25 protein-coding genes and 1 pseudogene are annotated in these 24846 nt (G+C 42.9%); 15 read left to right on the top strand and 11 right to left on the bottom strand.

What is annotated here, in order from left to right:
* Positions 1-52: 52 nt before the first annotated feature.
* The gene (locus tag BGC07_RS06840; RefSeq protein ID WP_069312488.1) at positions 53-1441 is read left to right on the top strand and encodes a flagellar hook-length control protein FliK; all 1389 of its coding nucleotides are present in this window, start codon (positions 53-55) and stop codon (positions 1439-1441) included.
* Positions 1442-1521: 80 nt separating this feature from the next.
* On the opposite strand, the gene BGC07_RS06835 is transcribed toward BGC07_RS06840, so the two are convergent.
* Together BGC07_RS06835 and BGC07_RS06830 are read right to left on the bottom strand one after the other, a co-directional pair.
* The gene (locus BGC07_RS06835; protein ID WP_069312487.1) at positions 1522-2814 is read right to left on the bottom strand and encodes an MFS transporter; all 1293 of its coding nucleotides are present in this window, start codon (positions 2812-2814) and stop codon (positions 1522-1524) included.
* A 337-nt stretch (positions 2815-3151) separates the two neighbouring features.
* Positions 3152-4435, bottom strand: a complete 1284-nt coding sequence (locus BGC07_RS06830) for a citrate synthase (protein ID WP_069312486.1) — start codon at positions 4433-4435, stop codon at positions 3152-3154.
* A gap of 608 nt (positions 4436-5043) precedes the next feature.
* On the opposite strand from BGC07_RS06830, the gene sdhC reads away from it, so the two are divergent.
* The 9 genes from sdhC to BGC07_RS06785 all read left to right on the top strand — a co-directional run bounded on the left by sdhC (position 5044) and on the right by BGC07_RS06785 (position 14786).
* A complete protein-coding gene (gene sdhC, locus BGC07_RS06825) occupies positions 5044-5418 on the top strand; it encodes a succinate dehydrogenase, cytochrome b556 subunit (protein WP_069312485.1) in 375 nt (124 codons plus the stop codon).
* Positions 5412-5759 carry a succinate dehydrogenase, hydrophobic membrane anchor protein gene (gene sdhD / locus BGC07_RS06820; protein WP_069312484.1) on the top strand — a complete coding sequence of 116 codons (348 nt, stop codon included), beginning with the start codon at positions 5412-5414 and terminating at the stop codon, positions 5757-5759. The genes sdhC and sdhD overlap by 7 nt, the downstream gene beginning before the upstream one ends.
* A 3-nt stretch (positions 5760-5762) precedes the next feature.
* Complete coding sequence (gene sdhA / locus BGC07_RS06815; protein WP_069312483.1) at positions 5763-7526, top strand: succinate dehydrogenase flavoprotein subunit; 1764 nt, start codon at positions 5763-5765, stop codon at positions 7524-7526.
* A 12-nt stretch (positions 7527-7538) separates the two neighbouring features.
* Positions 7539-8237, top strand: coding sequence for a succinate dehydrogenase iron-sulfur subunit (locus tag BGC07_RS06810; protein WP_069312482.1), 699 nt, complete (start codon positions 7539-7541; stop codon positions 8235-8237).
* Positions 8238-8343: 106 nt separating this feature from the next.
* Complete coding sequence (locus BGC07_RS06805; protein ID WP_069312481.1) at positions 8344-11142, top strand: 2-oxoglutarate dehydrogenase E1 component; 2799 nt, start codon at positions 8344-8346, stop codon at positions 11140-11142.
* A 10-nt stretch (positions 11143-11152) separates the two neighbouring features.
* On the top strand, positions 11153-12304 hold the full coding sequence (gene sucB / locus BGC07_RS06800; RefSeq protein WP_069312480.1) for a dihydrolipoyllysine-residue succinyltransferase: 1152 nt from the start codon (positions 11153-11155) through the stop codon (positions 12302-12304).
* 84 nt (positions 12305-12388) lie between these two features.
* Complete coding sequence (sucC, locus tag BGC07_RS06795) at positions 12389-13549, top strand: ADP-forming succinate--CoA ligase subunit beta (protein ID WP_069312479.1); 1161 nt, start codon at positions 12389-12391, stop codon at positions 13547-13549.
* 9 nt (positions 13550-13558) lie between these two features.
* Positions 13559-14434: a succinate--CoA ligase subunit alpha gene (sucD, locus tag BGC07_RS06790; protein WP_069312478.1), complete on the top strand. Its 876-nt coding sequence runs from the start codon at positions 13559-13561 to the stop codon at positions 14432-14434.
* An 82-nt stretch (positions 14435-14516) separates the two neighbouring features.
* Positions 14517-14786 (top strand): hypothetical protein, encoded by a 270-nt coding sequence (locus tag BGC07_RS06785; protein WP_235603007.1) that lies wholly within the window; start codon positions 14517-14519, stop codon positions 14784-14786.
* 185 nt (positions 14787-14971) lie between these two features.
* On the opposite strand, the gene BGC07_RS06780 is transcribed toward BGC07_RS06785, so the two are convergent.
* Together BGC07_RS06780 and BGC07_RS20575 are read right to left on the bottom strand one after the other, a co-directional pair.
* Complete coding sequence (locus tag BGC07_RS06780) at positions 14972-16792, bottom strand: hypothetical protein (protein ID WP_069312477.1); 1821 nt, start codon at positions 16790-16792, stop codon at positions 14972-14974.
* A 289-nt stretch (positions 16793-17081) separates the two neighbouring features.
* Positions 17082-17240 carry a hypothetical protein gene (locus BGC07_RS20575; protein ID WP_158006886.1) on the bottom strand — a complete coding sequence of 53 codons (159 nt, stop codon included), beginning with the start codon at positions 17238-17240 and terminating at the stop codon, positions 17082-17084.
* Between the two features lie 281 nt (positions 17241-17521).
* Here BGC07_RS20575 and BGC07_RS06775 point away from each other — a divergent pair, with 281 nt between their 5' ends.
* On the top strand, positions 17522-18151 hold the full coding sequence (locus BGC07_RS06775; protein ID WP_069312476.1) for a hypothetical protein: 630 nt from the start codon (positions 17522-17524) through the stop codon (positions 18149-18151).
* A 159-nt stretch (positions 18152-18310) separates the two neighbouring features.
* Positions 18311-18442 carry a hypothetical protein gene (locus BGC07_RS23165; RefSeq protein WP_268801626.1) on the top strand — a complete coding sequence of 44 codons (132 nt, stop codon included), beginning with the start codon at positions 18311-18313 and terminating at the stop codon, positions 18440-18442.
* Here the strand turns inward: BGC07_RS23165 and BGC07_RS06765 are convergent, their stop codons facing one another.
* From BGC07_RS06765 to BGC07_RS06745, 7 genes are all read right to left on the bottom strand, one after another.
* Positions 18443-18913 (bottom strand): GNAT family N-acetyltransferase, encoded by a 471-nt coding sequence (locus tag BGC07_RS06765; RefSeq protein ID WP_069312474.1) that lies wholly within the window; start codon positions 18911-18913, stop codon positions 18443-18445. It abuts the gene before it with no gap.
* 110 nt (positions 18914-19023) lie between these two features.
* Positions 19024-19632 carry a putative metalloprotease CJM1_0395 family protein gene (locus BGC07_RS06760; protein WP_069312473.1) on the bottom strand — a complete coding sequence of 203 codons (609 nt, stop codon included), beginning with the start codon at positions 19630-19632 and terminating at the stop codon, positions 19024-19026.
* 61 nt (positions 19633-19693) lie between these two features.
* The gene (locus tag BGC07_RS06755; RefSeq protein ID WP_069312472.1) at positions 19694-19942 is read right to left on the bottom strand and encodes a FeoC-like transcriptional regulator; all 249 of its coding nucleotides are present in this window, start codon (positions 19940-19942) and stop codon (positions 19694-19696) included.
* A 29-nt stretch (positions 19943-19971) separates the two neighbouring features.
* The gene (gene feoB / locus BGC07_RS22025; RefSeq protein WP_235603006.1) at positions 19972-21162 is read right to left on the bottom strand and encodes a ferrous iron transport protein B; all 1191 of its coding nucleotides are present in this window, start codon (positions 21160-21162) and stop codon (positions 19972-19974) included.
* 14 nt (positions 21163-21176) lie between these two features.
* The gene (locus tag BGC07_RS23160; RefSeq protein WP_268801700.1) at positions 21177-22133 is read right to left on the bottom strand and encodes a FeoB small GTPase domain-containing protein; all 957 of its coding nucleotides are present in this window, start codon (positions 22131-22133) and stop codon (positions 21177-21179) included.
* Between the two features lie 10 nt (positions 22134-22143).
* A complete protein-coding gene (locus BGC07_RS23155) occupies positions 22144-22296 on the bottom strand; it encodes a FeoB small GTPase domain-containing protein (RefSeq protein ID WP_268801625.1) in 153 nt (50 codons plus the stop codon).
* The gene (locus BGC07_RS06745) at positions 22293-22526 is read right to left on the bottom strand and encodes a FeoA family protein (RefSeq protein WP_069312471.1); all 234 of its coding nucleotides are present in this window, start codon (positions 22524-22526) and stop codon (positions 22293-22295) included. The genes BGC07_RS23155 and BGC07_RS06745 overlap by 4 nt, the downstream gene beginning before the upstream one ends.
* Positions 22527-23222: 696 nt before the next feature.
* Here BGC07_RS06745 and rplM point away from each other — a divergent pair.
* The 3 genes and pseudogenes from rplM (at position 23223) to sspA (ending at position 24837) form a co-directional block, all read left to right on the top strand.
* Positions 23223-23652, top strand: a pseudogene (gene rplM, locus BGC07_RS06740) (50S ribosomal protein L13).
* An 11-nt stretch (positions 23653-23663) separates the two neighbouring features.
* Positions 23664-24053 carry a 30S ribosomal protein S9 gene (gene rpsI / locus BGC07_RS06735; RefSeq protein ID WP_069312469.1) on the top strand — a complete coding sequence of 130 codons (390 nt, stop codon included), beginning with the start codon at positions 23664-23666 and terminating at the stop codon, positions 24051-24053.
* A 157-nt stretch (positions 24054-24210) separates the two neighbouring features.
* Positions 24211-24837, top strand: a complete 627-nt coding sequence (gene sspA / locus BGC07_RS06730; RefSeq protein ID WP_069312468.1) for a stringent starvation protein SspA — start codon at positions 24211-24213, stop codon at positions 24835-24837.
* Positions 24838-24846 lie beyond the last annotated feature (9 nt).

Here is a 24846-nt window from a genome sequence, read left to right as displayed (position 1 = left end):
ACGTTTCTTGCCTTAGAGCTAGGGATTATGAGGGAAAATAAAGAGAATTATTATGATAACAATAAATCAGCCATCGGCGCTTGATTTGATCGGCGTGGCATCCGCTGAGGTTGTAACCGGTGAGGCTTTATCGATTGAAACCAATGACTTTAGTCAATTGGTGGATGCGGCTTTGGGGGAAGAAGTTAGCCAAGAAGAGCTTGTAGAACTTGAAGAAGCAGTGACTAAAGAAGTGCAAATCACTCTTTTAGCTGATGAAGGCAATGAAGAACTTGAGTTTGCTGATCTGACTTTAAATTTAGATGTCAATGTAGAAAGTGAAGAAAGGGCTTTTGCTGCGAACTTTATTATTTCGTTGCAAAAAGAAACGCTAGCAGCAGAAGATGATTTTGCTGATCAAGAGTTGGTGATTGATGATCGGCTTATTGCAACAGCAACGATGGATCATAATGAAGAAGAAAGTGAACTTGATCCAGAGCTAATCATTGAAGAAAGTAATTTAGAGGAGACTGAAAATAGCCTCATTGATGAAGAGTTACATGCTAAAACAGTAATTAATAGTAGTGAAAAGATAGTAACACCGTTAGCGACAGAGCAGAATGTCCAGCGAAAAGAAGTTGATGCAACTGAAGACGTGATTATTAAAGAAGAGCTTAATCCAGCCAAAAGTCAGTTATTAAATGTCGCTAATTTGCAACAAGACAAAAAAGTAAATCCTACTAATTTAGAAAATACGGCAGCACCGACACTTGTCAAACAAGTGAGTCATGATGAAGCAAAAAAGATGACTGAATTAAATATTGGTGAGGATTTATCACAAGAAAAACTAACAAATATAGTAGAAGCCATTAAAAATGAAGCAATGCCTAAGCGTGCAGAGCTGTTGGGAGCTAAAATTTCTGAAAGTTATATTAGTCATCAGTTGGCTAATAGCCAGTTAAATGTCGCAAGTGTAACTTTGCAACAAGAGCGTGTTCAGATATCAGTCGCTCAGCATTTTGATCAGCCTATGCCATTAATGGATGAAGCAGAATTAACTCCGGCCTTGAGTCAACGGGTGCAGATAATGCTCAATCGTCAGCTAAATAATGCGACGATTGCCCTAGACCCACCCGAGTTAGGCCCGTTGATGGTAAAGCTCCATGTTGATGCGAGTCAGAAAACACACTTAATGTTTACCACGCATAGCGATGCGGTGAGAGAGGTGATTGAACAGCAATTGCCTAGGTTAAAAGAAATGTTTGAAGGTCAAGGTTTACAGTTAGGTGATGCTGGTGTCTCAGGACAAGGTGCATTTTCACAAAGTCAGGAATCAGGTGACAATAATAAAAATTTAAAGTCTGATCCGAGTGGGATGGAGGTGTCTGGTGACGAAAAGGAGATTAACTTGAATGATCGGCACTATGCAGTGACGCGTTCCGGGGTAGATTTATTTGCATAATAATTAAAAATATCAGGGCTATTAATTAGTGACTGGTTTTTAATAGCCGTTATATTTAAAAAAATTTAGTTGTGTTTCTTTTATTTTTCTTGTTCTTTTAGCCAAAATCTTGCTGTGAGCGCGGCAACAATAAACATTAATGGCACGATTATTAAGGCAGTTTGGTAATTTAAGCTCGAATAAATAGGAGTATTGCCTGCTACTTTCCCATCCCAAAGTTTACTCATGATGAAGCCGACTAGAGGCTGAAAAAGCGCGCCACTGACAACAACCGCCATGTTATTAAAACCAATTGCTGTTCCTAGGATATTATCCTGTTGGTAGTCTTTAATATAAGCAAAACTAAGTGACTGGCCGGCGGCACCAACACCGAAGATAAACATGAGTACATAAAGAAAAATTAAAGGTAATGTTGGGCTATAGAGAACAACAATAGAGGAGATAATGCCAAGCACTGCAGAAAAAAGTAATAACGGTTTACGTTGGCGGATTTTATCCGACCAATAGCCGATTAATGGGCTGCCAATGGCAATGCCAAGCCAAATCATCGAGCTTAAGTTCGCTGCATTATTGGTGCTGATATTGTAGTGAGCATGTAGAAAAGGTACGCCCCAAAGTGATGCGAAAATAGTAATCGGCGCCCAGGCTGCAAATGAGTAAAGGGCGATTTTAAATGTTTCAGGGTGTTTAAAGAGCAAAGAAAGCTGATTTTTTATAGATAGCCTGCTTTTGGTGTTATTTGAGTTATGTTTGGATTTGATGCTCGGTTGGTTGTGGTGATGGCGTTTGTCTTTAAGAATTAATAAAATAATCACTGCGAGGATAATGCCGATGATGCCGAGACCTTTTAGGGCCTCGCGCCAGCCGATATTACTGACAATGGCGGCAAGTGGGCCTTGTCCGGCGAGTGCGCCGATCGCTGCTAGAAACTGACCGATACCCGCAATTAAGCCGAAATAACGGGTAGGGAACCATTGGGCGGCGATAAAAAGCATGGCAATAAAAGCAAATGCTGAGCCGAAGCCAGTAAAAAAACGACCGAGGGCGGCGAGGGTGAAAGAGTCTGTTAGGCTAAACAGTAAGGTGCCAATGGCGCAAATGCCTAGGCTGATCGTAATTAAAATGCGGGCATTGAGTCGATCAAACGCAAGGCCTGCAGGAATTTGCATAGCGGCGTATGAATAATAATAAAAAGAAGACAGCAAGCCAACACCTGTGGCATTGATTGCAAATGCGCTCATAAGCTCTTTAGTAATGACGCTAGTTGAGACCTGTACGGCCATCTCATAAAGTAAAAATGAAGCGGCAAGAATAAAAAATAAGTAAGGCTTTATCAGCGTTAAGTTTAACGTGCGTTTATAGATCAATTGCATAACACGGATCCTTCTATTTAACCGTAAGTAATTAATAGCAAGGCAGAATTTATCTGCGTGAGAAAAGTGTGTTATGTATTAACAGAGAATATGCAATTGTGCGGGGTGGAGAGTGGGCATTTTTTTGTTCGCTTTATTTACGTTTACTGTGACAATAGAAAAGAGGTGCTGGGATTTAGCAGCAACAGCAACAACATGAAAGTAAAGCAGAACAACGTGTCACGATAAGAATCGCCTTAAAAATTGAGAGATCGAAGACGATCTTAACCTAATTGTTATAGAGGTGTCAAAAAAAGCCCGAGGTTACTCGGGCTTGATTCTGGCGACTTTAATTAAATTAACGCTGGTCCATATTTTTAAATGGGCGTTGATCGTAGCCTAGGTAAAGCTGACGTGGGCGAGTAATGCGGAAGTTATCTGCATTGGCAAGCTCAATCCAGTGAGATACCCAGCCGCTGGTACGCGCTAAGGCAAATAATACGGTAAACATGGTTGTTGGAATGCCAAGCGCACGCAAAATAATACCTGAATAGAAGTCTACATTGGGGTAGAGTTTGCGCTCGACAAAGTAGCTGTCTTCTAGGGCGATAGACTCAAGTTTTTGAGCAATTTTAAGGAGCTGATTATCACTATCGCCAAGCTCTGCAAGCACAGAAGCACAAGCATCACGGAGCACATGAGCACGAGGGTCGAAGTTTTTATAAACACGATGACCAAAGCCCATTAAGCGGAAAGGGTCATTTTTGTCTTTAGCGCGAGCCACATAATCATCAATATGTGATTCATCGCCAATCTCGAGCAACATGTTGACAACCGCTTCATTGGCACCTCCATGAGCCGGCCCCCAAAGTGCGGCAACGCCTGCGCCGATAGAAGCATAAGGGTTTGCACCGGTAGAACCGACGTTACGGACGGTTGATGTCGATGCATTTTGCTCGTGTTCTGCATGAAGAATAAAGATTTTGTCCATCGCATCAGCGAAAATTGGGTTAACTTTGCCACCATTTTCAGCTGAGCCAAACATCATGTTTAAAAAGTTTTCTGCATAACTTAAGTCATTACGTGATGCAATAAAGGGCAGACCTTCATTGTGGCGATAGCACATTGCAGAAAGAGCAGGAATTTGAGCGGTTAAATTGAGCGCGGCTTCATATTGGTAATCTTTGTCATTGATGCGTGATTGATCATGGTAGTAAGCGGATTGCGCGCTGACCGCAGCACCCAACATGGCCATCGGGTGAGCCTTTTTATTGAAGCCTTTAAATACATTTTCAATAACGCCAGGAACATTTTGATGTTCGGCAAGCTGGCCTTTGAATTCGTTGAGTTGTGTTTGATTAGGCAGTTCACCATTAAGCAGTAAGTAAATAGTTTCAACAAAGTTTGATTTATCTGCGAGATCTTCAATGGTATAGCCGCGATAGAGTAATTGACCTTTGCCGCCATCGATAAAGCAAATTTTAGAGTCGCAAGATGCGGTGGCCGTAAAGCCAGGGTCATAAGTAAAGTGGCCTGTTTTTCCTAGTGCTGCGATATCAATAACATCTTGGCCGAGTGTGCCGCTACGGACTGGAAATTCAACGTCGTCGCCGTTGAGTGTTAATTTGGCTGATTGAGTCATCGAGAGCCTCCTCGTGTTGTTGCGTAACTCTCTGATATAAGCAAAGAGAAGTTACGCACAAATTACTTTAATTCTAGTTTAACTACCGAGATTTTGACTTCTTATAAGGTGCTGCTGTGCAGTAGTTTTGCTATGCATTTTATACTACATCACTCACTATAAAGCAAAAAGGAATGAAAATTAATGGTGTAATCTCAGTCTTATTTTTACATGTGTTTTCAAACTGCTTGAATATGTTGTTGTGCAGCATTTGTTATTATACGAAACTTCGCACTTAAGGTAAGTATTTTTAATTTAACTGAGCTGTTAGGATTTTTTAAGGTATGACAAAATCAGCGTTAATCCGTTGAGTTGTAAGGCTAAGTGTGAGTTTATGTTTTTGATGTTCTGTCTTTGTGGCATTTGCCGGTTTAAACCTGATTGAAAATTGCCTATAATCCGCGAGGACTTTCTATGGTGATCATTGCAAAACGCGATGGTTTCGCCATACTTTTATGTATGCGTAAGGGAGGTGCTCTGTTAGAATGTAGCAGCGCAAAACTTACCTGTGCATATGGCCAAATTTGGGGTGTGGCTTAAAAGCTAAAATTTAAGTGAGGGGATTCTTCATGAGTGATAAGCGACCTGTGAATCTTGATATTACCACGATTCGCATGCCTATTACCGCGATTTCATCTATTTTACATCGAATCTCTGGGATTCTTGTTTTTATTCTTATGGCATTATTGCTGTGGGGGTTAGAGCAGTCATTATCATCAGAGGCTGGGTTCCGTTCTGTTGTGCAAGTATTCGCATCAGGTTGGATGAAGTTTGGGGTGTGGGTGTTTTTGTCTGCATTGCTATACCATCTTGTCGCAGGGGTGCGTCACTTATTGATGGATATAGGGATTGGTGAAACGAAGCAAGGCGGACGGGCAGGAGCCGTGCTTGTTCTTGTAGTTTCCATAGTGTTAATTATTGCATTGGGGTATTGGCTATGGTGAGTACAATTACAGGGCTTGCAAAAAGCGGTTTAAAAGATTGGTTTATTCAACGGGTTTCTGCCGTTATTTTGGCGGTTTATGTGTTATTTCTCGTCGGTTTTTTTCTGGTTCACCCGCAGGTGGACTTTGCTGCGTGGAAAGCACTATTTTCTAATAGCTGTATGCGTATTTTTACATTGCTTGCTTTGTTTAGCTTAGCAGCGCACGCATGGATTGGTCTGTGGACGGTCTTTACTGATTATATTAAGTGTGGCGTATTGCGAGGCTTACTACAAGTTATCGTTATTTTGGCGATTTTCGTTTACGTCGTTTGGGCTATTCAAATTATCTGGGGTGCATAATTCATGACAATTGCAACATATGATTTCGACGCCGTTGTTGTGGGTGCCGGAGGAGCTGGATTACGTGCAGCTTATGAGTTAGGACAAGCGGGCTTAAACATCGCGGTCGTAACAAAAGTCTTTCCAACACGTTCACATACGGTATCTGCTCAAGGTGGTATGGCAGCAGCATTAGGCAATGTCCATCAAGATGATTGGCGTTGGCACATGTACGATACGGTTAAAGGGTCGGATTATATCGGTGATCAGGATTCTATCGAATATATGTGTGAGATGGCGCCACAAGCCATGTATGAGCTCGATCACATGGGGATGCCGTTTTCACGTTTAGATAATGGTCGTATTTATCAGCGTGCTTTCGGTGGTCAAACCATGAATTATGGTGAAAAGATTGCTCAGCGCACTTGTGCTGCGGCAGACCGCACCGGCCATGCCTTATTACATACTCTGTATCAGCAAAATGTGCGGGTAAATACCAATTTTTATAATGAGTGGTATGCCGTTGATTTAGTCAAAGCGCAAAATGGCTCGATTTCAGGCGTGATTGCTGTTTGTATTGAAAGCGGTGAAACAGCGTTCTTCCGCTCGAAAACAACGATTCTTGCCACCGGTGGTGCAGGACGTATTTACGAATCAACAACCAATGCCTTTATTAATACCGGTGATGGTGTGGGCATGGCTTTACGTGCTAATGTCCCCGTGCAAGACATGGAGTTTTGGCAGTTTCACCCAACCGGCATTGCCGGTGCGGGCGTACTCGTGACTGAAGGGTGCCGTGGTGAAGGTGGCTTTTTGATTAATAAAAATGGTGAGCGCTTTATGGAGCGTTATGCACCGAATGCCAAAGATTTAGCCTCGCGTGATGTTGTGTCTCGTGCGATTGCTTTAGAGTTGCGTGAAGGCAATGGTTATGCACCAGATGGTGTCGATCATGTAAAATTGGACCTGACGCACTTGGGTGAAGATATCATTAATAAACGCTTGCCGGGGATTCGCGAATTATCGATGACCTTCGCTCATGTTGACCCGATTAAAGCCCCGATTCCTGTGGTACCGACCTGTCACTATATGATGGGTGGGGTGCCGACGAATGTTCATGGTCAGGCAATTACTCAAGATGCTCAAGGTCAAGATCACATTATTCCGGGTCTCTATGCGATTGGTGAGTGTGCTTGTGTTTCTGTGCATGGTGCGAATCGTCTTGGTTCTAATTCATTATTAGACTTAGTTGTCTTTGGTCGCGCATCGGGTAAGCACATTGCTGAAAATATCAATGATTTTGCCTTGGAAGATGTCAGTGAGAGTGACTTAGAGCAAGCTTTATCACGTATGAATCGTTGGAATGAAACTAAATCAGGTGAGAGTTTCCAAGTGATTCGCCATGAGATGAAGCGGGTGATGCAGCAAGACTTTGGTGTATTCCGTCAAGACAAGCCATTAAAAGAAGGCTTGAAAAAACTAGAAGAGTTAAGCGAGCGCTTAAAAACGGCGAAAATGGATGATCATAGTCAGACCTTTAACACGACGCGTATTGAAGCGCTTGAGTTAGATAACCTGATGAATACAGCATTGGCTACCGCACACTCAGCGGTTGTTCGTACCGAAAGCCGTGGCGCGCACAGCCGTGAAGACTATCCAGAGCGTGATGATGAAAACTGGTTAAAGCACACGGTTTATTTTGCTGAGGACCACAAAATTAGTTATCGCGAAGTGAATCGTAAACCGAAAAAAGTGGATGCTTTTCCACCGAAACCACGTGTCTACTAAGGGGAAGTTGCAATGAAATTTAAAATTTATCGCTATAACCCGGATGTGGATAAAGCGCCTTATATGCAAGAGTATGATCTGGATATTCCAAAAGGTTCTGACATGATGGTGCTTGATGCACTTGAGCGTTTAAAGGAAGAAGACCAAACGATTGCAATTCGTCGCTCATGCCGTGAAGGGGTGTGTGGCTCTGATGGTATGAATATTAACGGTAAAAATCGTTTGGCTTGTGTGACGCATTTGTCTGAACTAAAAGCCCCTATCGTTGTTAGACCCTTACCGGGTCTGCCGGTGATTCGTGATCTAGTGGTTGATATGACACCGTTCTATAAACAATATGAGCGGGTTAAACCCTATTTAACGCCAGCAGGTGAAGCACCGGCGAAAGAGCGTTTACAGTCCCCTAAAGAGCGTGAAAAATTAGATGGCCTGTATGAATGCATCTTATGTGCATGCTGCTCAACATCGTGCCCATCATTTTGGTGGAATCCTGATAAATTTGTGGGTCCTGCTGGTTTATTGCAGGCTTATCGCTTTTTAGCTGATAGTCGTGAAGGTCATGTTGATGAGCGTTTGGCAGGACTAGAAGATCAGTTTAGTTTATTCCGTTGTCGCGGCATTATGAATTGCGTGGATGTGTGTCCGAAAGGCTTAAATCCAACGAAAGCGATTGGTCATATTCGTTCGATGATGCTAAAAAGAGCGGTATAATAAAAGCTCAGTGATGAGGTTGCAGAAAAGTGGGCATTGCGCCCGCTTTTCCTGTAATGTTAGAGGATATATTAATAACGCATGATGATTAAATCGAGGCACCAACATGCGAGAATCTTTACTTAAAGAGTTAGAAGACACTGCGTTTTTAGATGCGGGGAGTAGCTCTTATGTCGAGGACCTTTATGAACAGTATATTGAAGATCCAGACAGTGTTGATGAAAAGTGGCAAAATTACTTTGCCAAATTAAAGCAAGAAAGTCAAAACCCGGAAATTCCCCACTCTGAGGTGCGTGCTGCATTTCAATCTTTAGCGCAACAAGCTCCTGTTGGTGAGGCATCATCAGGCTCATCTGCCTTGGCGCGTGTTAAAGGCTTGATCAGTAGCTACCGCTATTTGGGACATTTTGAAGCGGATCTTGATCCACTGAAGCGTCCACGTAACCATAAAATGGCCGAGCTTACTCCAGAGTACCATGGTTTAACTGCCGCGGATCTTGAAGAGTCGTTTCAAATTGATGGCTTAACCCACCAGCCATTAAAGCTTAAAGAAATTATCGATATTATGCGTAAAACTTACTGCGGCCATGTTGCTAGCGAGTACATGTATATCGTCGATCAGCAAGAGCGTGAGTGGGTGCAAAAGCGCCTAGAAGCAATCCATGCAACACCGAGCTTTAATCGTGAAGAAAAGCACCGCATTCTAGAGCGCCTAACCGCAGCCGAAGGCTTGGAAAAGTATCTAGGTTTAAAGTATGTTGGTCAAAAGCGCTTCTCTCTGGAAGGGGGTGAAAGCTTAATTCCAATGCTCGATGAAATGATCCAACGTGCTGGCGGTAAAAGTGTGCGTGAAGTCATTTTGGGCATGGCGCACCGCGGACGTTTAAATGCGCTAATTAATTTATTGGGTAAATCGCCTGAGCAGTTATTTGGTGAGTTTGAGCAAAGTATTGCTGTTGATGGTACCGGTGACGTTAAATACCATAAGGGTTTTTCTTCTGATGTAGAAACATCGGGAGGGCCTGTTCACTTAGCTTTAGCTTTTAATCCATCACATTTAGAAATTGTTTCGCCAGTGGCAGCAGGCTCTGTGCGCGCACGGCAAACACGTCGCGGTGATGTACAACGCAATCAAGTACTCTCTATTCAGGTGCATGGTGATGCGGCATTTGCTGGGCAAGGTGTGGTGATGGAAACCTTTGCGATGTCACACACACGGGGTTATAACATTGGCGGAACAGTTCACATTGTTATTAATAACCAGGTGGGCTTTACCACGGATCCGCGTTGTTCACGTTCGGGTGAATACTGTACTGATATTGCGAAGATGTCGTCAGCCCCAGTATTTCATGTCAATGGTGATGATCCAGAGGCTGTTGTCTTTGTGACTCAGCTCGCGTTGGATTATCGTCTGACCTTTAATAAAGATGTTGTCATCGATATGGTGTGCTATCGCCGTCATGGTCATAATGAATCTGATGAGCCGTCTGCAACTCAGCCTTTAATGTATAAAGTGATTCGCAAGCAAACGACGACACGTAAAATGTATGCCGATACTTTAATTAATTCGGGTGAATTCGAACGTGCTGATATTGATCAGGTCAATAAAGCCTACCGTGCCGCACTAGAGGCGGGAGAAGTTGTCGCGCCAGGTGTGCTTGATGGCGTAAATTTGCGTGATCATGCGGCAGATTGGGGGCCTTATATCGGCAATGATTGGGACACGCCTTATGATAATTGTTTGCCGAGGGAAAAACTAAAAGAGCTGGCCGAGCGGATGGAAGTATTACCTGAAGGGTTTAAATTACAGCCCCAGGTGAAGAAAACACTCGACAAGCGTGCACACATGACCCGGGGCGAAGAAGCCATCGATTGGGGTTATGCAGAAAACTTAGCCTATGCAACCTTGCTTGCAGAAGGTTTTGATGTGCGCCTGGCCGGTCAAGACTGTGGTCGCGGTACCTTCTCACATCGCCATGCCGAGCTACATAATCAAGAAAACGATGCGATTTACTATCCGTTAGAGCATGTTGCTAATCAACAGGGTAAATTCATTGTTATTGACTCTTTATTGTCTGAAGAAGCAGTACTGGCTTATGAGTACGGCCATGCCACCGCAGAGCCTCTCAGCATGACAATCTGGGAAGCGCAGTTCGGTGATTTTGCTAACGGTGCTCAAGTCGTTTTTGATCAGTTTATCAGCTCCGGTGAGCAAAAGTGGAATAGGCTGTGCGGATTAACAGTGTTATTGCCGCATGGTTTTGAAGGGCAAGGTCCAGAGCACTCTTCAGCACGCTTAGAGCGCTTTTTACAGCTTTCTGCTCAGCATAATATTCAAGTGTGTGTGCCGACAACCCCAGGGCAAATTTATCACTTAATTCGCCGTCAGATGGTGCGTAAGTGTCGTAAACCGCTGATTGTCATGACACCAAAGAGCTTATTGCGCTCACCCTTGGCAGTCTCTTCTTTAGATGACTTAGCCAAAGGGCACTATCATAATATTATTCCAGAAATAGATAGTCTTGATGCGAAGAAAGTCAATCGAGTGGTACTTTGCAGTGGTAAAGTTTATTATGACTTATTGTCCAAGCGCCGTAATAGCGATCAAAAAGATGTTGCTATTATTCGTATCGAGCAACTGTACCCATTTCCTGAAGTTGAATTGAAAAAAATACTTGAGCCTTATGCCCATGTAAAAGACTTTATTTGGTGTCAGGAAGAGCCAAGAAACCAGGGAGCTTGGTATCAAAGCCAACACCATATTCGCACCGTGATAGGTGAAGGTTGTAAATTACATTATGCTGGACGCCCACCGATGGCTGCCCCTGCTGAAGGGTATCCTAAAGTCCATGCAATAGAACAAGAACGCTTGGTGTGTGATGCACTGAATTTGGTAAAAGTTTGAGGAATAGACCATGTCTTCTGTTGAAATAAAAACACCCGTTTTTCCAGAGTCTGTGACTGATGGTACGATCGTCGCTTGGCATAAGCAGCCAGGTGAAGCGGTTGAGCAGGAAGAAACCATTGTTGAAATTGAAACGGATAAAGTTGTCCTTGAGGTGCCTGCACCGGCAGATGGCGTATTAGAAGTCATTGCTGCGAATGAAGGAGATACTGTTGTTGCCGAGCAGCTTCTTGGTACGATTAAAGAAGGTGCTGTGGCTAAAGAAGCCCCTGCAGTTGCAGAGAAACCTGCTGAAGCTGCATCAACACCTGCTGCTGCAAAACCCGCAGCCAAAGCGGCTGAACCGTCTGCGGCGGCGAAAGCGCCAGAAATTGAAGGGCACTTAAGTCCATCATTGCGCCGCAAAGTCGGTGAAGGCGTTGATGTTTCTAGCATCTTAGGTGTCGCTCCAGAGGCAGCTGGGCGTTTAGAAAAGCGTGTGCCAATGTCACGTTTACGTGCGCGTGTTGCCGAGCGCCTGCTTGAAGCTCAGCATAATAACGCGATATTAACCACGTTTAACGAAGTAAACATGAAACCCGTTATGGATCTTCGTAAGCAATACAAAGATAAATTTGAAAAAGATCATGATGCGCGTTTAGGCTTTATGTCCTTTTTCTTGAAAGCTTGTGTGGTGGCTTTAAAAGAGTTCCCAGAGGTGAATGCCTCTGTTGATGGTACTGATATCTTATATCACAACTATTATGATATTGGCGTTGCCATTTCATCGCCACGTGGTCTAGTGGTGCCTGTGGTTCGTGATGTTGATCAGCTTAGCTATGCAGGAGTTGAATCTTCTATTCTTAATTACGCCTACCAAGCACGCGATGGCAAGCTGGCAATGGAAGATATGCTGGGTGGGACCTTCACGGTGACTAACGGTGGAACTTTTGGTTCGATGATGTCGACGCCTATTATTAACCCACCGCAAAGCGCGATTTTAGGCATGCACAACATTGTTGAGCGTGCTGTGGTTGAAAAAGGTGAAATTGTCATTCGTCCGATGATGTATATCGCCCTTTCTTATGACCATCGGATTATCGATGGTGCAAGTTCTGTACGTTTCTTAGTGCGAGTCAAAGAAATGCTGGAAGACCCAGCACGTATGTTGTTGAACGTATAAATTGTTGTGCCATAAACTTCATGTTTATGGCATAATGCCGACCAAACATTTCAATCGATCTTTTTGTTTGAGGAATGAACTGTCATGAATTTACATGAATATCAGGCGAAGCAGCTTTTTGCTGAGTATGGCCTTCCTGTCTCTAAGGGTGTTGTGGCAAGCAGCATCGAAGAAGCTGTGACCGCAGCGGATCAAATCGGTGGTAGTACGTGGGTTGTTAAAGCTCAGGTCCATGCCGGTGGTCGTGGTAAAGCCGGTGGTGTCAAGCTTGCATCATCAAAAGATGAAATTAAAGATTTTGCCAGTCATTGGCTTGGGAAAAATCTAGTCACTTTCCAAACTGATGAGAAAGGCCAACCAGTTCACAAGATTTTAGTTGAGACCTGCACTGATATTGATAGCGAATTGTACTTAGGCGCGGTTGTTGACCGTGCGACACGTCGTGTGACCTTTATGGCATCGACTGAAGGCGGTGTAGAAATCGAAAAAGTCGCAGAAGAAACGCCTGAGAAAATTTTTAAAGTTGAAATCGACCCACTTGTTGGGCCACAAGCGTATCAAGCGCGTAATGTCGGCTTTAAATTGGGCTTAAATGTGAATCAAGTGAAGCAATTCACTAAGGTTTTCTTAGGTCTGGCGAATATGTTTTTAGATTATGATTTTGCCCTATTAGAAATTAATCCATTAGTGATTACCAAAGAAGGTAATTTGCACTGCCTAGATGGTAAAATTAACATCGATGGTAATGCGTTATATCGTCAGCCAAAAATTCATGAGATGCGTGATGCGACGCAAGAAGATGAGCGTGAAGCACGTGCGGCTGAGTGGGACCTTAACTATATTGCTCTTGATGGCGATATTGGTTGTTTGGTTAACGGCGCTGGCCTTGCGATGGCGACGATGGATGTCATTAAATTACATGATGGTAGCCCGGCGAACTTCTTAGATGTCGGTGGTGGCGCGACTAAAGAGCGTGTTGCTGAAGCCTTTAAGATCATTTTGTCTGACACGAGCGTGAAAGGTATTTTGGTGAATATCTTTGGTGGTATCGTTCGTTGTGACATGATTGCTGAAGGTATTATTGCGGCTGTTGAAGAAGTGCATGTCAATGTTCCTGTGGTTGTTCGTCTTGAAGGAAATAATGCCGAGGCAGGTGCAGAGAAACTTGCAAGTTGCAACCTGAATATTACGCCTGCATCTGATCTTGATGATGCTGCAGAAAAAATTGTTAGTGCTGTTAAATAAGGGTGAGCCATGAGTGTTTTATTAGACAAAAATACCAAAGTTATTTGCCAAGGCTTCACAGGTAAGCAGGGCACTTTTCATTCTGAGCAAGCCATTGAATATGGTACAAATATGGTTGGCGGTGTGACTCCAGGTAAAGGTGGAGAAACTCACTTAGGTCTGCCAGTATTTAATACTGTTGCAGAAGCCGTAGAAAAAACGGGAGCTGAGGCGACAGTCATTTATGTTCCTGCACCATTTTGTAAAGATGCAATTATCGAAGCGGCGGATGCGGGAATTAAACTCATCGTGTGTATTACTGAAGGTATTCCAGTACTCGATATGCTCGATGCTAAAGAATACATCGAGAAATATACTAAAGCACGTTTGATTGGCCCGAACTGCCCCGGTGTGATCACCCCAGGTGAATCTAAAATTGGCATTATGCCAGGTCATATTCATTTGCCTGGTAAAGTCGGTATTGTTTCTCGCTCGGGTACATTGACGTATGAAGCGGTAAAACAAACAACTGACCTAGGCTTTGGTCAGTCAACTTGTGTAGGTATTGGTGGTGATCCAATTCCAGGATCTACATTCATCGATATTTTAGAGATGTTCCAAAACGATCCACAAACTGAAGCGATCATTATGGTGGGTGAAATTGGGGGTACTGCTGAAGAAGAAGCTGCTGAGTACATCAAAAATAATGTGACAAAGCCTGTGGTTTCTTATATTGCGGGTGTTACAGCGCCAGCTGGAAAACGTATGGGCCATGCCGGTGCGATTATCTCAGGTGGTAAAGGAACAGCGGCTGAGAAGTTTGCTGCACTTGAAGCGGCGGGCGTACGCACTGTAAAAGCACCGACTCAATTGGGTCAGGCGATTAAAGAAGTGACTGGCTGGTAAGTCAAGTTACTTACAATAAGATCACTAGAAAGCCGGGGTTAGGGTTAATCCCGGCTTTTATTTTTTGGAGAAAATATTATGAGTGAAAGTGAAAATAAGCTCGATATCGAAAAATTTTTTAGCCTTAACAGAAGGCGTGACGAGTGCGGTGATTGCTGAAATGAAGCAACATGGTTTGGAAAATATGACCCAAGACCCCAATATGATTGCGACTTTAATGGCAAGCAGTTTGGGCATGTTGATTGGCTCGACTACTCAGAAAACCAAAGGGTCGCGCGATGAGATTTTAAAAAGTGTTGATCGCTTAATTAATGAGGCGATTAATACTGCAGATACAATTTACAAAGATTAAAAAAGATTCTTGATTCGCTAATTTCTCTTTCTTCTCCACTGGTGCAGGGTGTTGTATCAGCGGAGCTTGATTTGTTTCCATGGATATAAAAAATAAATGAATTCAGAGTAAGAATGCTCAATCAGCATAAAGTTCGAATAAATAATTACGATAATACAGAAGGTGGCATGACAGGCCCTTTATACTTAACAGGCTAATAATTCAACATGTGCTAATAACCGAACTGAATTTGGCGGTGGTCGATGAGTTTCATCTGATAATTGATCGAAAATAGGGCTTGCCTGATTATAATCTGGATGTCTGCACGGCTGATCAGAAGGAGTAGGGTAAAAGTGCTCTTTTGCTTTTTCAAAGTCAGTAGTTCGATAGTCTTGTGAGTCCTGTTTGCTTCTAGCGCTAGAGAATCTGGCCGTACGCTGTTTTGCTGCCGCTTCAGCTTTAGCAACAGCTGCAACACAGCTCTTTTTATCTGCTGCCTTTTTTATTTGCTCTTCTGCTGAGGTAAGGTGAGGCATTTTTTCTTTCGCAGAGTTTGCACGTAATCGAGCCATTGCATTATGCACGGCCCCTAGTGCAACTTGCTGATCTTTTTCAAGGCTGGTGAATGGAGAGGTGTGTTGAGCAAGAAATGTCTCTTGTTCTGCTCTAGGCGCTGCAATAATAGCTTCTAATGCTTGGTGCTCAACTTGAGCATTTGTTGCAACCGCATAGTGTTGTGAGGATGGGTCTTGATTATAGCGAATAGCAAATAACACTAAATCAAGTCTTGATTTGCAATGAACGGCTTGCGCAATAAGTTCACTGGTAAGGTCGCTAATAGCGAGGCCAGTGATCCGGAAAAAATTACTATTTTTATAAGCCCAAACTAGAGTAGGATTAAAGTAGTAGCCTGCTTCCTTTAAAGCCTGCTCGAATGTGACCTTGTCTTCACATCCATGCATAAAATATTGAAAAACATCATACAAAATAGAGTTTGTGTAGTTTTCAGATTTTGCTGGAGATTCTGTACTTGCTTCTTGGGAAAAAACACGCTGACGTTTTCTAAGGTAGGATTCATCTGCCATATGTTTCCAAGTTGTCTCCTTTCCATCGGGTACATCAAAGTCTAATGCCGAGATTTCTTCAAATATTTCAATTCCGGCTTGATGTGGAACCCCTAACCTTAATGGGTGCCCAGTGGATTTGTGGCATCCATATTTGAAGTGACGCACACACTCAACGTTGTCTGGAATGAGTATGGCTCTATCTGTTGCAAATGCTTCAGGAGCTTGAGCTTCGAAAGCTTTACGCTTTTCTTCTGTCGCACCATACCAGTTGAACTTTCGTGTCCGATTACCTATACGCGTTGCATTCACTAAATGTAGATCGTTCTTGATTTTAGAGCGCTTTGCTGTTTCTTGTAGCTTTCCATAACCTTCGCCTGCAACTGGGTCAATTGCGTTAACTTCTTCAATGAAAACTTTATCGTCTGGAAAACCCATCTCTTCTAATAATTCAGATAATAACTGAGAGAAAGCGATGGCAGTGATGCCTCCCCGACTATATGATGCACGAAGCCTAACTATGATGGGTTCGTCAGGGTTTTGCTGAAGGCGAACGAGAATAAAATTGAGCGCTACTATAACTGCATGTTGCAAGTTATGCTCCCAACCATCACCGTAACGACCACTTCGATTTGTTGTTGTGTCTTGAGAAAGTAGAAGAGAGCTTATTTTAGTTGGGTTGTATTCCTCACCTGGCCTTAGGTACTGTTGACCTTGGTAAGTGCAAGTTTTAGCAGAAGGGCCTGGAAAGTAAATTTTGACATGCTGAGGCTCGTAGGGATTTCTACTCGCATCGTCACTATCGCCTCTGATGCGTAGTTTGCCATTGTTTTCTGGATCAATGAAAACTTCTTCTGCAGGACTTTTTGTAAATACATAGCCAACAACACTTTTTCCAAACTTTTGTTCAGAAGAGCTATTAAGATTAACGCCAGTACCATCAAAGTATATATCTAAATACATTAACTGCCCCTTTTGTTAATTAATGAAATATTTTAAGCTCACTTGTCTATGATGTTATGTGGTCGTTAGCGATGTTATGGAGAATTTTTGATAAATATTTAGATGTGGATTGTTTTTTTATAAATTAATTTTATGGAAAAATAACGGATTTAAATGAGGGGTATTAGGAGCAATGATATGAGTAAAAAGAAAATAACAGTTTAGAAATTACATTTAAATAACAATCAAAGTAACTTGATTATCAAGAAAAGCGTTAGTGAAGCACTCGCTCTTTTCTAAGCCGATAAATTTACCAGCGTATAATTCCCTTTTTTATGCTCCCCCAAACAGAAAGTGCAACTACTAAAATAATGGCTGCACGAGCAATATCTGGCACTCGGTAGACTTCAAATAAAACAACAGCAAGAAGATAAATGAGAAATAAAGCGAGGGTCATAACTGTTTTCATAACTATTTTATCCATAAACTTTAATGTCCATCAAAACTCCTTTTACACTAAATAAATAAGCTTGTAATGTCTATAGCTTAGAGTGAAAACCGGAAGAGACAGGAGCATGTGATATAACATAAGTTAGAAAACACATTGACTCAATGTGAAAATTTACATTTTCAAATGAGTTAATCTAAATCTTTCTGTTATTTGCTCCATTGGAAAAATTATGGTTTTTAACATAATAATCTGGTTGAGAGCAAATGAAAGGAATGGGCTAGTGATCCGTTATCTTTCTTATGATTTCAGCTTTTAAAAAAATTATTACATGGAAAAAAACTATGAAATTCACACCAGAAAATCTTGCATTAATCACAAGCATGTTGAAAAGCGAAATGCAAAAAGAGCCGGGCTATTCAGAAGAGTCTGTTAATGTAGCGATCTCCCAAAATGAGAAAGAAGATCTTCAAATCAATGTTAAAGAGAGTAAGCCACATTCGAGAAGTCTGGGCCGTATGGCGATTTTCAGCCTTATGGGCATAGGCGCTGTTGATTTCACGGACCCTAGAAGAGCAGAATGTGCCCGAAGTATTCATAAAGAATGGGCAACAGGAGATACAGAAGAAGACAGGGGTTTAGAAATTTTAACGGTTTCTGCCCAATATGCTGAAAAACTACTTCAGAGGTGTGAAGATAAATATCTTAGAGCTGATTCTGTAATTCATGATCAACTAGAAAAAAATACGCCGCTCATTCCAGCAGTAGCTCATGAGGTGGTGGGGTTTGTTCATGGAGAAGGTCCATGCGCAAGGCTGGGTAATAAAGGGCCGAGCAATACAGCTACGTTAGTTTTGTCTACTGTGGAGACTCCGGAGCCAAGGTCAGAACCAGGGCAAGAAGACGAAAGCGGTTGTTGTGCAGTGCTTTAGCCTCATAATCAAAAGTTTTTTGGTAGGGGGCGACCTCTCACACCATACGTGCGATATTGAATACAGAGAACCGATGTAGTATGTGTACTGATGGCTCTTCGGTGCTTGTTTATAGATCACCTTAGCTGTGTGACTTATAGCGAGTTGATTGGTTTATTTTTGACAAAATATGTTGAGAAGAAAATATTTCTCACTGAGAGTCAAGGGGCGAGCTGGCTGACGGTTGATGATATGGTGTGCTCTACACCCCTTAAGGCTAGTTTTTGGGGCGTAGAGAAAATTAAAAAGTAGTTACTGAAGTAGTATTTTTTTGAGCATAAGCTGGCCGCTTTGACCGGCCCAAATTTCTGGGATGTCTATGAGTTTAGCAAAGCCAACTTTACTATAAAAGCGTTCGGCAATGCGCTGAGTCGCAGGGGTATTATTTTCATCATAAGGTGTTTTAACAACCAAATACTGATGACGAATATTGCGACTGTATTTTTCAGCTGCATCGATCAGACTAAGGCCAATGCCCTGTTGCTGATAAGGCTTTAGAATGGCAATAAGAGCGACTTCTGTTGTGACAGGTGCATGCTGTTGCAACCCCATAAAGCCAACAATACGTTGATGACTATGAGCGGCAAGAATATGCATTTTTTCAAAATGACGTGCATAGTGATTAATGGTTACTTCATTTTTAAAAGATTCTGGAATTTGGCGCATTAAACGCTCGCAGGTCAATGCTTTATGGCGCTCTAGTGGTGCAATGGTGGTTTGCATGGCGAAGTCTCTTTCTATCCCTATATACTTAATCTAGCAAGCTTTGTGCGACAGTGCCGCTGTGTTACCTGGTCTTTATGTCAGATAATCTCTGTAGTTTCTGTGAGACTTTATACCGAAACACTAATAAACAGGCTGGTAGCTGACAGGGTGTCTAGCTTTCCTTGGGCGGTGAATGTTTGACTAGCTCGCTTTTCTTTTTGTATTTGTTGGCGTGCTTCTTGGAGTAGCTGATCCGCTTGGCGAGCGATGTTATGGTCTTGGCTGGAAGGAACTGCAGGTGCGAGTGCGGCGCGTTTTATCACTGCTGCTTTTTTGAGTGTTTCTTCTGGAGTTGCTCCTTTGCTGATGTCCAGTGCGACATGCCCGCCGATGGCATAGAGCTTGTTATCAGGGCCTTTTTGATAGGAAAATTGAGGACCTTGCAGTAAATAAGGCCCTGCTGCTTGAGCATGAGCCTGTTCATGACGGCGTACTTCTGCATCTCTCGCTTTTAATTGTAATAGCAGTTTCTTTTCAGCTGGGCTCAAAACTAAATTTTTATCTGTTTGATTTTCTGTTGATTTTTTTTCTTGAGGGCCAGTTTGTTGTTGGCTGGTTGTGTTATCAAGTTTATCTTGGTCTTTAGCATGAGTATCAATAGCAACAGAGCTAATTTGAGTGATGGACTCGATCTTATTGGCTGATAGTCTATTGATAAATTGATTAAACTCGAACATGGCGGCAAATTCCTCTAAAGTTTTAGAGTCTTGTGCCGAGAGGGAAGTTTCTCTAGTGGCTTCAGTGCATTAGTGGGGCAGGTTTGCCTTTCCACTCGTAGAGCAAAGACGACTTGATTGGGCAGTTTTGGCTGCACTTTCTAGCGCAACCCGTTGATATATTACGTGTTTGAACTTGGCCTTTATTGATAAAATGTTGGAGCATACATTGTAATTGTTCGGGTTCGGCTTGAAAACACAGACTCATTTCTTTTAAGGTCGCATAACCACGTTCTCGTAAGTAAGATTTTAACTTTGAGAGTGTGATCATGCTCGTTTCCTTAAATTGATAAATAAAGCTTAACCGCAACAGTTGGACTTGTCTGCACTGCAAGATTTGGCTAAAGCGGGCTGAGTTAAATCTACGCTGCTGCGTTTGGACCATTGCAAAAGCCCAAAGATAGAGAGGGCTTGGAATAAAATGAAACCGATAATCCATGCTGTTGATGAATTAGGGTGAGCTGAAAATGTACCGGCTTGGTAAGTGATGACTGCAAGTGAATAAGCTGTGCTCGCGCCCCAATAGGTTGAGAGATACGCCCAGCCACGGCCAATTTCACGTGATAAAGCACCAATGGTGGCGATGCATGGGATATAGAGTAATGCAAAGACCAAATAGGCAAATGCCGCAATTGGGCTGCCAAAGAAATGGACCATTTGCCCCATCGCACTGGAGTCCATGTCGCCATCGGCTTTTGCTGCTTCAAATGGGTTGATAAATGTACCTGCATTCATGCTGGCAAAGCCATCGAAGGTGTCAGTAAAGGCACCTTTAATGCCGCCCCAAAAGCTGAAATTTTGGTCAGCTGGCGCAGGGGTTTGTTGTGAATAAAGTGTATTTAATGTCCCAACAACAACCTCTTTGGCAAGTGTACCTGTGATTAGCCCTACTGTGGCAGGCCAGTTCTCTTGTTCGATGCCCATCGGCTGGAACACTGGAGTAATGACTTTACCTGCTTCTGAAAGGATCGAGTTACGGCTACCATTTGGATCAATCGTGCCATTTAGATTAATGCTGTTTAAACTACCGATGAGTATACAGACTGGAACAATGATTTTACCTGCACGGATGACGAAGCCTTTTAGCCGGTTCCAGGTGAGCATGAAAATACTCTTCATATGGGGGGCGTGATAAGCAGGGAGTTCCATGATAAAAGGAGTCGCATCGCCCCGCAAGATGGATTTTTTAAGGAGCAATCCAGTACCGATCGCAACAATGATGCCTAATAAGTAAAGGGCGAAGACAACGAGTGCGCCTCCTTGAGTAAAGAATGCGGTTGAGAAGACGGCAAAAATAGCCAGGCGCGCACCGCAGGAAATAAAAGGTGACATCATCGCCGTCATGATGCGATCACGACGGGTTTCTAGGGTACGTGTGGCCATGATGGCCGGAACATTACAGCCAAAGCCGACGATTAAAGGTACAAAGGACTTGCCAGGTAAACCAATGGCTTGCATGAAGCGATCCATAACAAAGGCCGCTCGCGCCATATAGCCTGAGTCTTCTAAGAAGGATAAAACAAAAACATCAGACCAATCTGGGGGATAAAGCCTGCGACGGTATCCAAACCGGTACCAAAGCCTTGAGCAGCAATTGCTGTGATCCAGTTGGGCAGTCCGGCGCTATGGCCTAGATAAGTTGCGCCATCAATGAAAATAGTGTCAATAACGCCTTGGAATAAAGGCTGTAATGCACCGCCGATATTGATGGAAAGTAAGAACATCCAGTACATTAAAAATAAGAAAATAGGAATGCCCAGCCAGCGGTTCATGACAATATTGTCTAGGCGTTGTGTGAAAGTTCGTTGTGCCTTAGAAGAACGTTCTGTCGCATTTGCAATAATTTCACCAATGCGTTGATAGCGCGCATCAGCGATTAAAATGTCGGCTTCTTCATCGGTTTTCTCTTCAATTTGTGCAGAGTGCTCAGTCGCAGTTGCTATCAGAGTTTCTGGTAATTTGTGGGTGACTAGTGTGTCTTGTTCGAGCAAGCGCGTGGCGAGCCAGCGCGGGCGGTTGATATGAAAAGGAGTAAGTTGGTCTGTTTCTATCTGTGTGGTGAGTGCGGTAATGCTCTGCTCTACATCATCAGAAAAATGTGAAGAAAAATCTGATGGGGTAAAAGAGTGATCAATGATGGCGCTTTTGAGTTGGTCAATGCCTTTATTTTTGCTAGAGACAAGCTCAACGACGGGGCAGTCTAGTGCTTTGGAAAGTTGTTTGCTATCGATATTGATTTTACGTAATTTAGCGATATCCAGCATGTTCAGCGCAATGATGCAGGGAATTTGCATTTCTAAAAGCTGGGTGGTTAGGTAGAGATTTCTTTCCAAGTTAGCCGCATCGATAATGTTGATGACAAGATCGACTTTTTCTTTGAGTAAATACTCACAGGCGATACGCTCGTCTAAAGAAGATTGTTCAGAAGCGACATTCAGCGAATAAGTTCCTGGTAAATCAATGAGTTCTATTTCATGATGTCGATAAGAAAACGTCCCCGTTTTTTTGCTCTACGGTAACTCCCGCCCAATTCCCGACTTTTTGTTTAGCGCCCGTTAATTGGTTGAAAAGTGTGGTTTTGCCTGAGTTTGGATTGCCGAGTAGGGCGATTTGTAGTTTCTTCATGAGAGGCATTCCAACTCTAACAGGGCTAACTCTTTGCGACGGATACAAAGGGCGTAATCTTTGACTTCTATATAAAAAGGGTCGCCTAAAGGAGCGACACGATCTATGCGAAATGTTGACCCTGGCATAATGCCCATAGAAAGGAGCTTATGGCGGTAATTTTTATCAGTGCCCTTATTGATTTTTTTAACTTTATAGTGATTGCCAGCATGTAAGTAAGATGTACTCATAAATTTATCTCTAACCAACGGCTTGATCGTAGAAGTGTTGTGCCGGTAGTGTAGCGATTAATTTATGGAGAAGCAATAAAAATGATAATAGTTCTCATTTTTATCACGTTGTTTTAATGTTAATAAAAATTAATGATTGATTAATTTTTGTTGTTTTACCATAAGATAAGCTGGTTTTATCTGTTTTGTCTTTATTTATGGGGGAAGGGGGGTGGGACAGGTTGAGTGATTGGTCCCTCTAAGCTTCCAGGGGGAAGACCTGCATCCATCGCTCGGGGGGAAGGGTCATGTGCTCCATGAGGCGTTGCATCGTTAGAATACGAATCTGTCATTTTTTTATTCGGTTGCGGGCTGCATGCTGTTAGAAAAGCGCTGCAAAACATAATTGTGAGCAGCCGTAGCAAGTGTGGGTGTTGCATTTGGAGGTCCCCTAGCTTTAAATATTAACCAATTGTTTTATTTGATTATAGACAGCTTTGTCTATGTTTCTGACTCAATTGCCTTGATATAAGCACCAGACTCAGTGCGGACAGATTTTTTCTAAAGCTTACAATCTCTCTATACGTAGATGCTTTTTTTAGGGCGCTCTTTGGAGCGAGGGCTTGCGAGAGCGTAGGAAATAATGTATCATTGGCCGCCTTAGCGTAGTGTAATGATTATGAATTATTTTTTTAGGCTTCTGGAGTTGAACCAGAAATGAGTACATATAGTGCAAAGCCAGAGACTGTAAAGCGTGATTGGTTCGTCGTAGACGCAGCTGATAAAACCTTAGGTCGTATGGCAAGCGAAATCGCAAAGCGACTTCGTGGGAAACATAAGCCCGAGTATACTCCACATGTAGACACTGGTGACTACATCATCGTGGTAAATGCTGATAAAGTGGCTGTGACAGGTAACAAAGCGAAAGACAAGTTATATCATCGCCATACGGGTTTCCCTGGCGGGATTAAGTCTCTTCCTTTTGATGAAGCGAAAGCAAAAAAATCCTCAGCGTGTCATCGAACTTGCTGTTAAAGGGATGTTGCCACGTGGACCTTTAGGACGTGCGATGTTGCGTAAACTGAAAGTTTATGCCGGTGCGGAGCATGATCATGCTGCTCAGCAACCGCGTATGCTTGAGATTTAAGTGAGGGATATATGACTGTTCAAAATTATGGTACTGGCCGTCGTAAATCTTCTACAGCACGTGTTTTTGTTCGCCCAGGTACGGGTAAAGTGACTGTGAACAAGCGTCCACTTGATGAATATTTTGGTCGTGAAACAGCACGCATGGTTGTTCGTCAGCCATTAGAGCTTGCTGAGATGACAGAAAAATTCGACGTTTATATCACTGTAGCAGGTGGTGGATCGACAGGTCAATCTGGCGCGATTCGCCACGGTATTGCTCGTGCAATTGTTGATTACGATGAGACGATGCGCTCTAAAATGCGTACAGCAGGCTTCTTGACTCGTGATGCTCGTGAAGTTGAGCGTAAGAAAGTGGGTCTTCGTAAAGCACGTCGTGCGACACAGTTCTCTAAGCGTTAAACGACTTATACTTTGTTATTGGGGTGGCCGTGTTTTTATAATCATGTGAGCTGCCTTTATTCAAAGTCTAAAAAAGCCCTGTTCTTTTTCAAGTGCAGGGCTTTTTATTTGAATCACTTATAGTAAGATCATTAAAATGATCTCTTTTGGAGGGAGTATGGCAACGGTAACAAGCAAGCGTTCTGTCATGACGCTGTATTCGAATCAAGAGTGCCCGTTTTCACATCGTGTGCGTCACGTGTTGGCTGAAAAAGGAGCGGCTGTTGAAATTATTGAAGTTGACCTAAATAATAAACCTGAAGATTTAATTGATCTTAATCCATACGGCCAAGCGCCTACCTTAGTTGATCGTGACCTGGTTCTTTATGAATCACGGATTATTATGGAATATTTAGATGAGCGTTTCCCTCATCCACCGCTGATGCCTGTTTATCCAGTCGCACGTGCACAAAACCGTTTAATGCTGCACCGTATAGATTACGACTGGTATACGCACATGGCAAAAATTATGTCAGGCAGTGCTACTGAAGTGAAAAAAGCGCGTAAGGCACTGCAAGAAAGTTTGGTCTCGCTTGAGCCGGTATTTGCTGAAAAAGAGTATTTTCTAAGTGAAGAATTTACTTTGGTCGATTGCAGTTTAGGTGTTTTATTGTGGCGTTTGCCGCGCTTGGGAGTTGAAATTCCTGCCCGATCAAAAGCATTGAACGCCTATTGTGATCGTTTATTTGCGCGTGATGCTTTTCAAGCAAGTCTTTCTGACCTTGAACGTGAATATCGTGATTAAAGGGGAGCG

It is taken from the genome of Piscirickettsia litoralis, assembly GCF_001720395.1.
Lineage (GTDB): Bacteria > Pseudomonadota > Gammaproteobacteria > Piscirickettsiales > Piscirickettsiaceae > Piscirickettsia > Piscirickettsia litoralis.
This window is presented reverse-complemented; position numbering and strand designations above follow the sequence as displayed.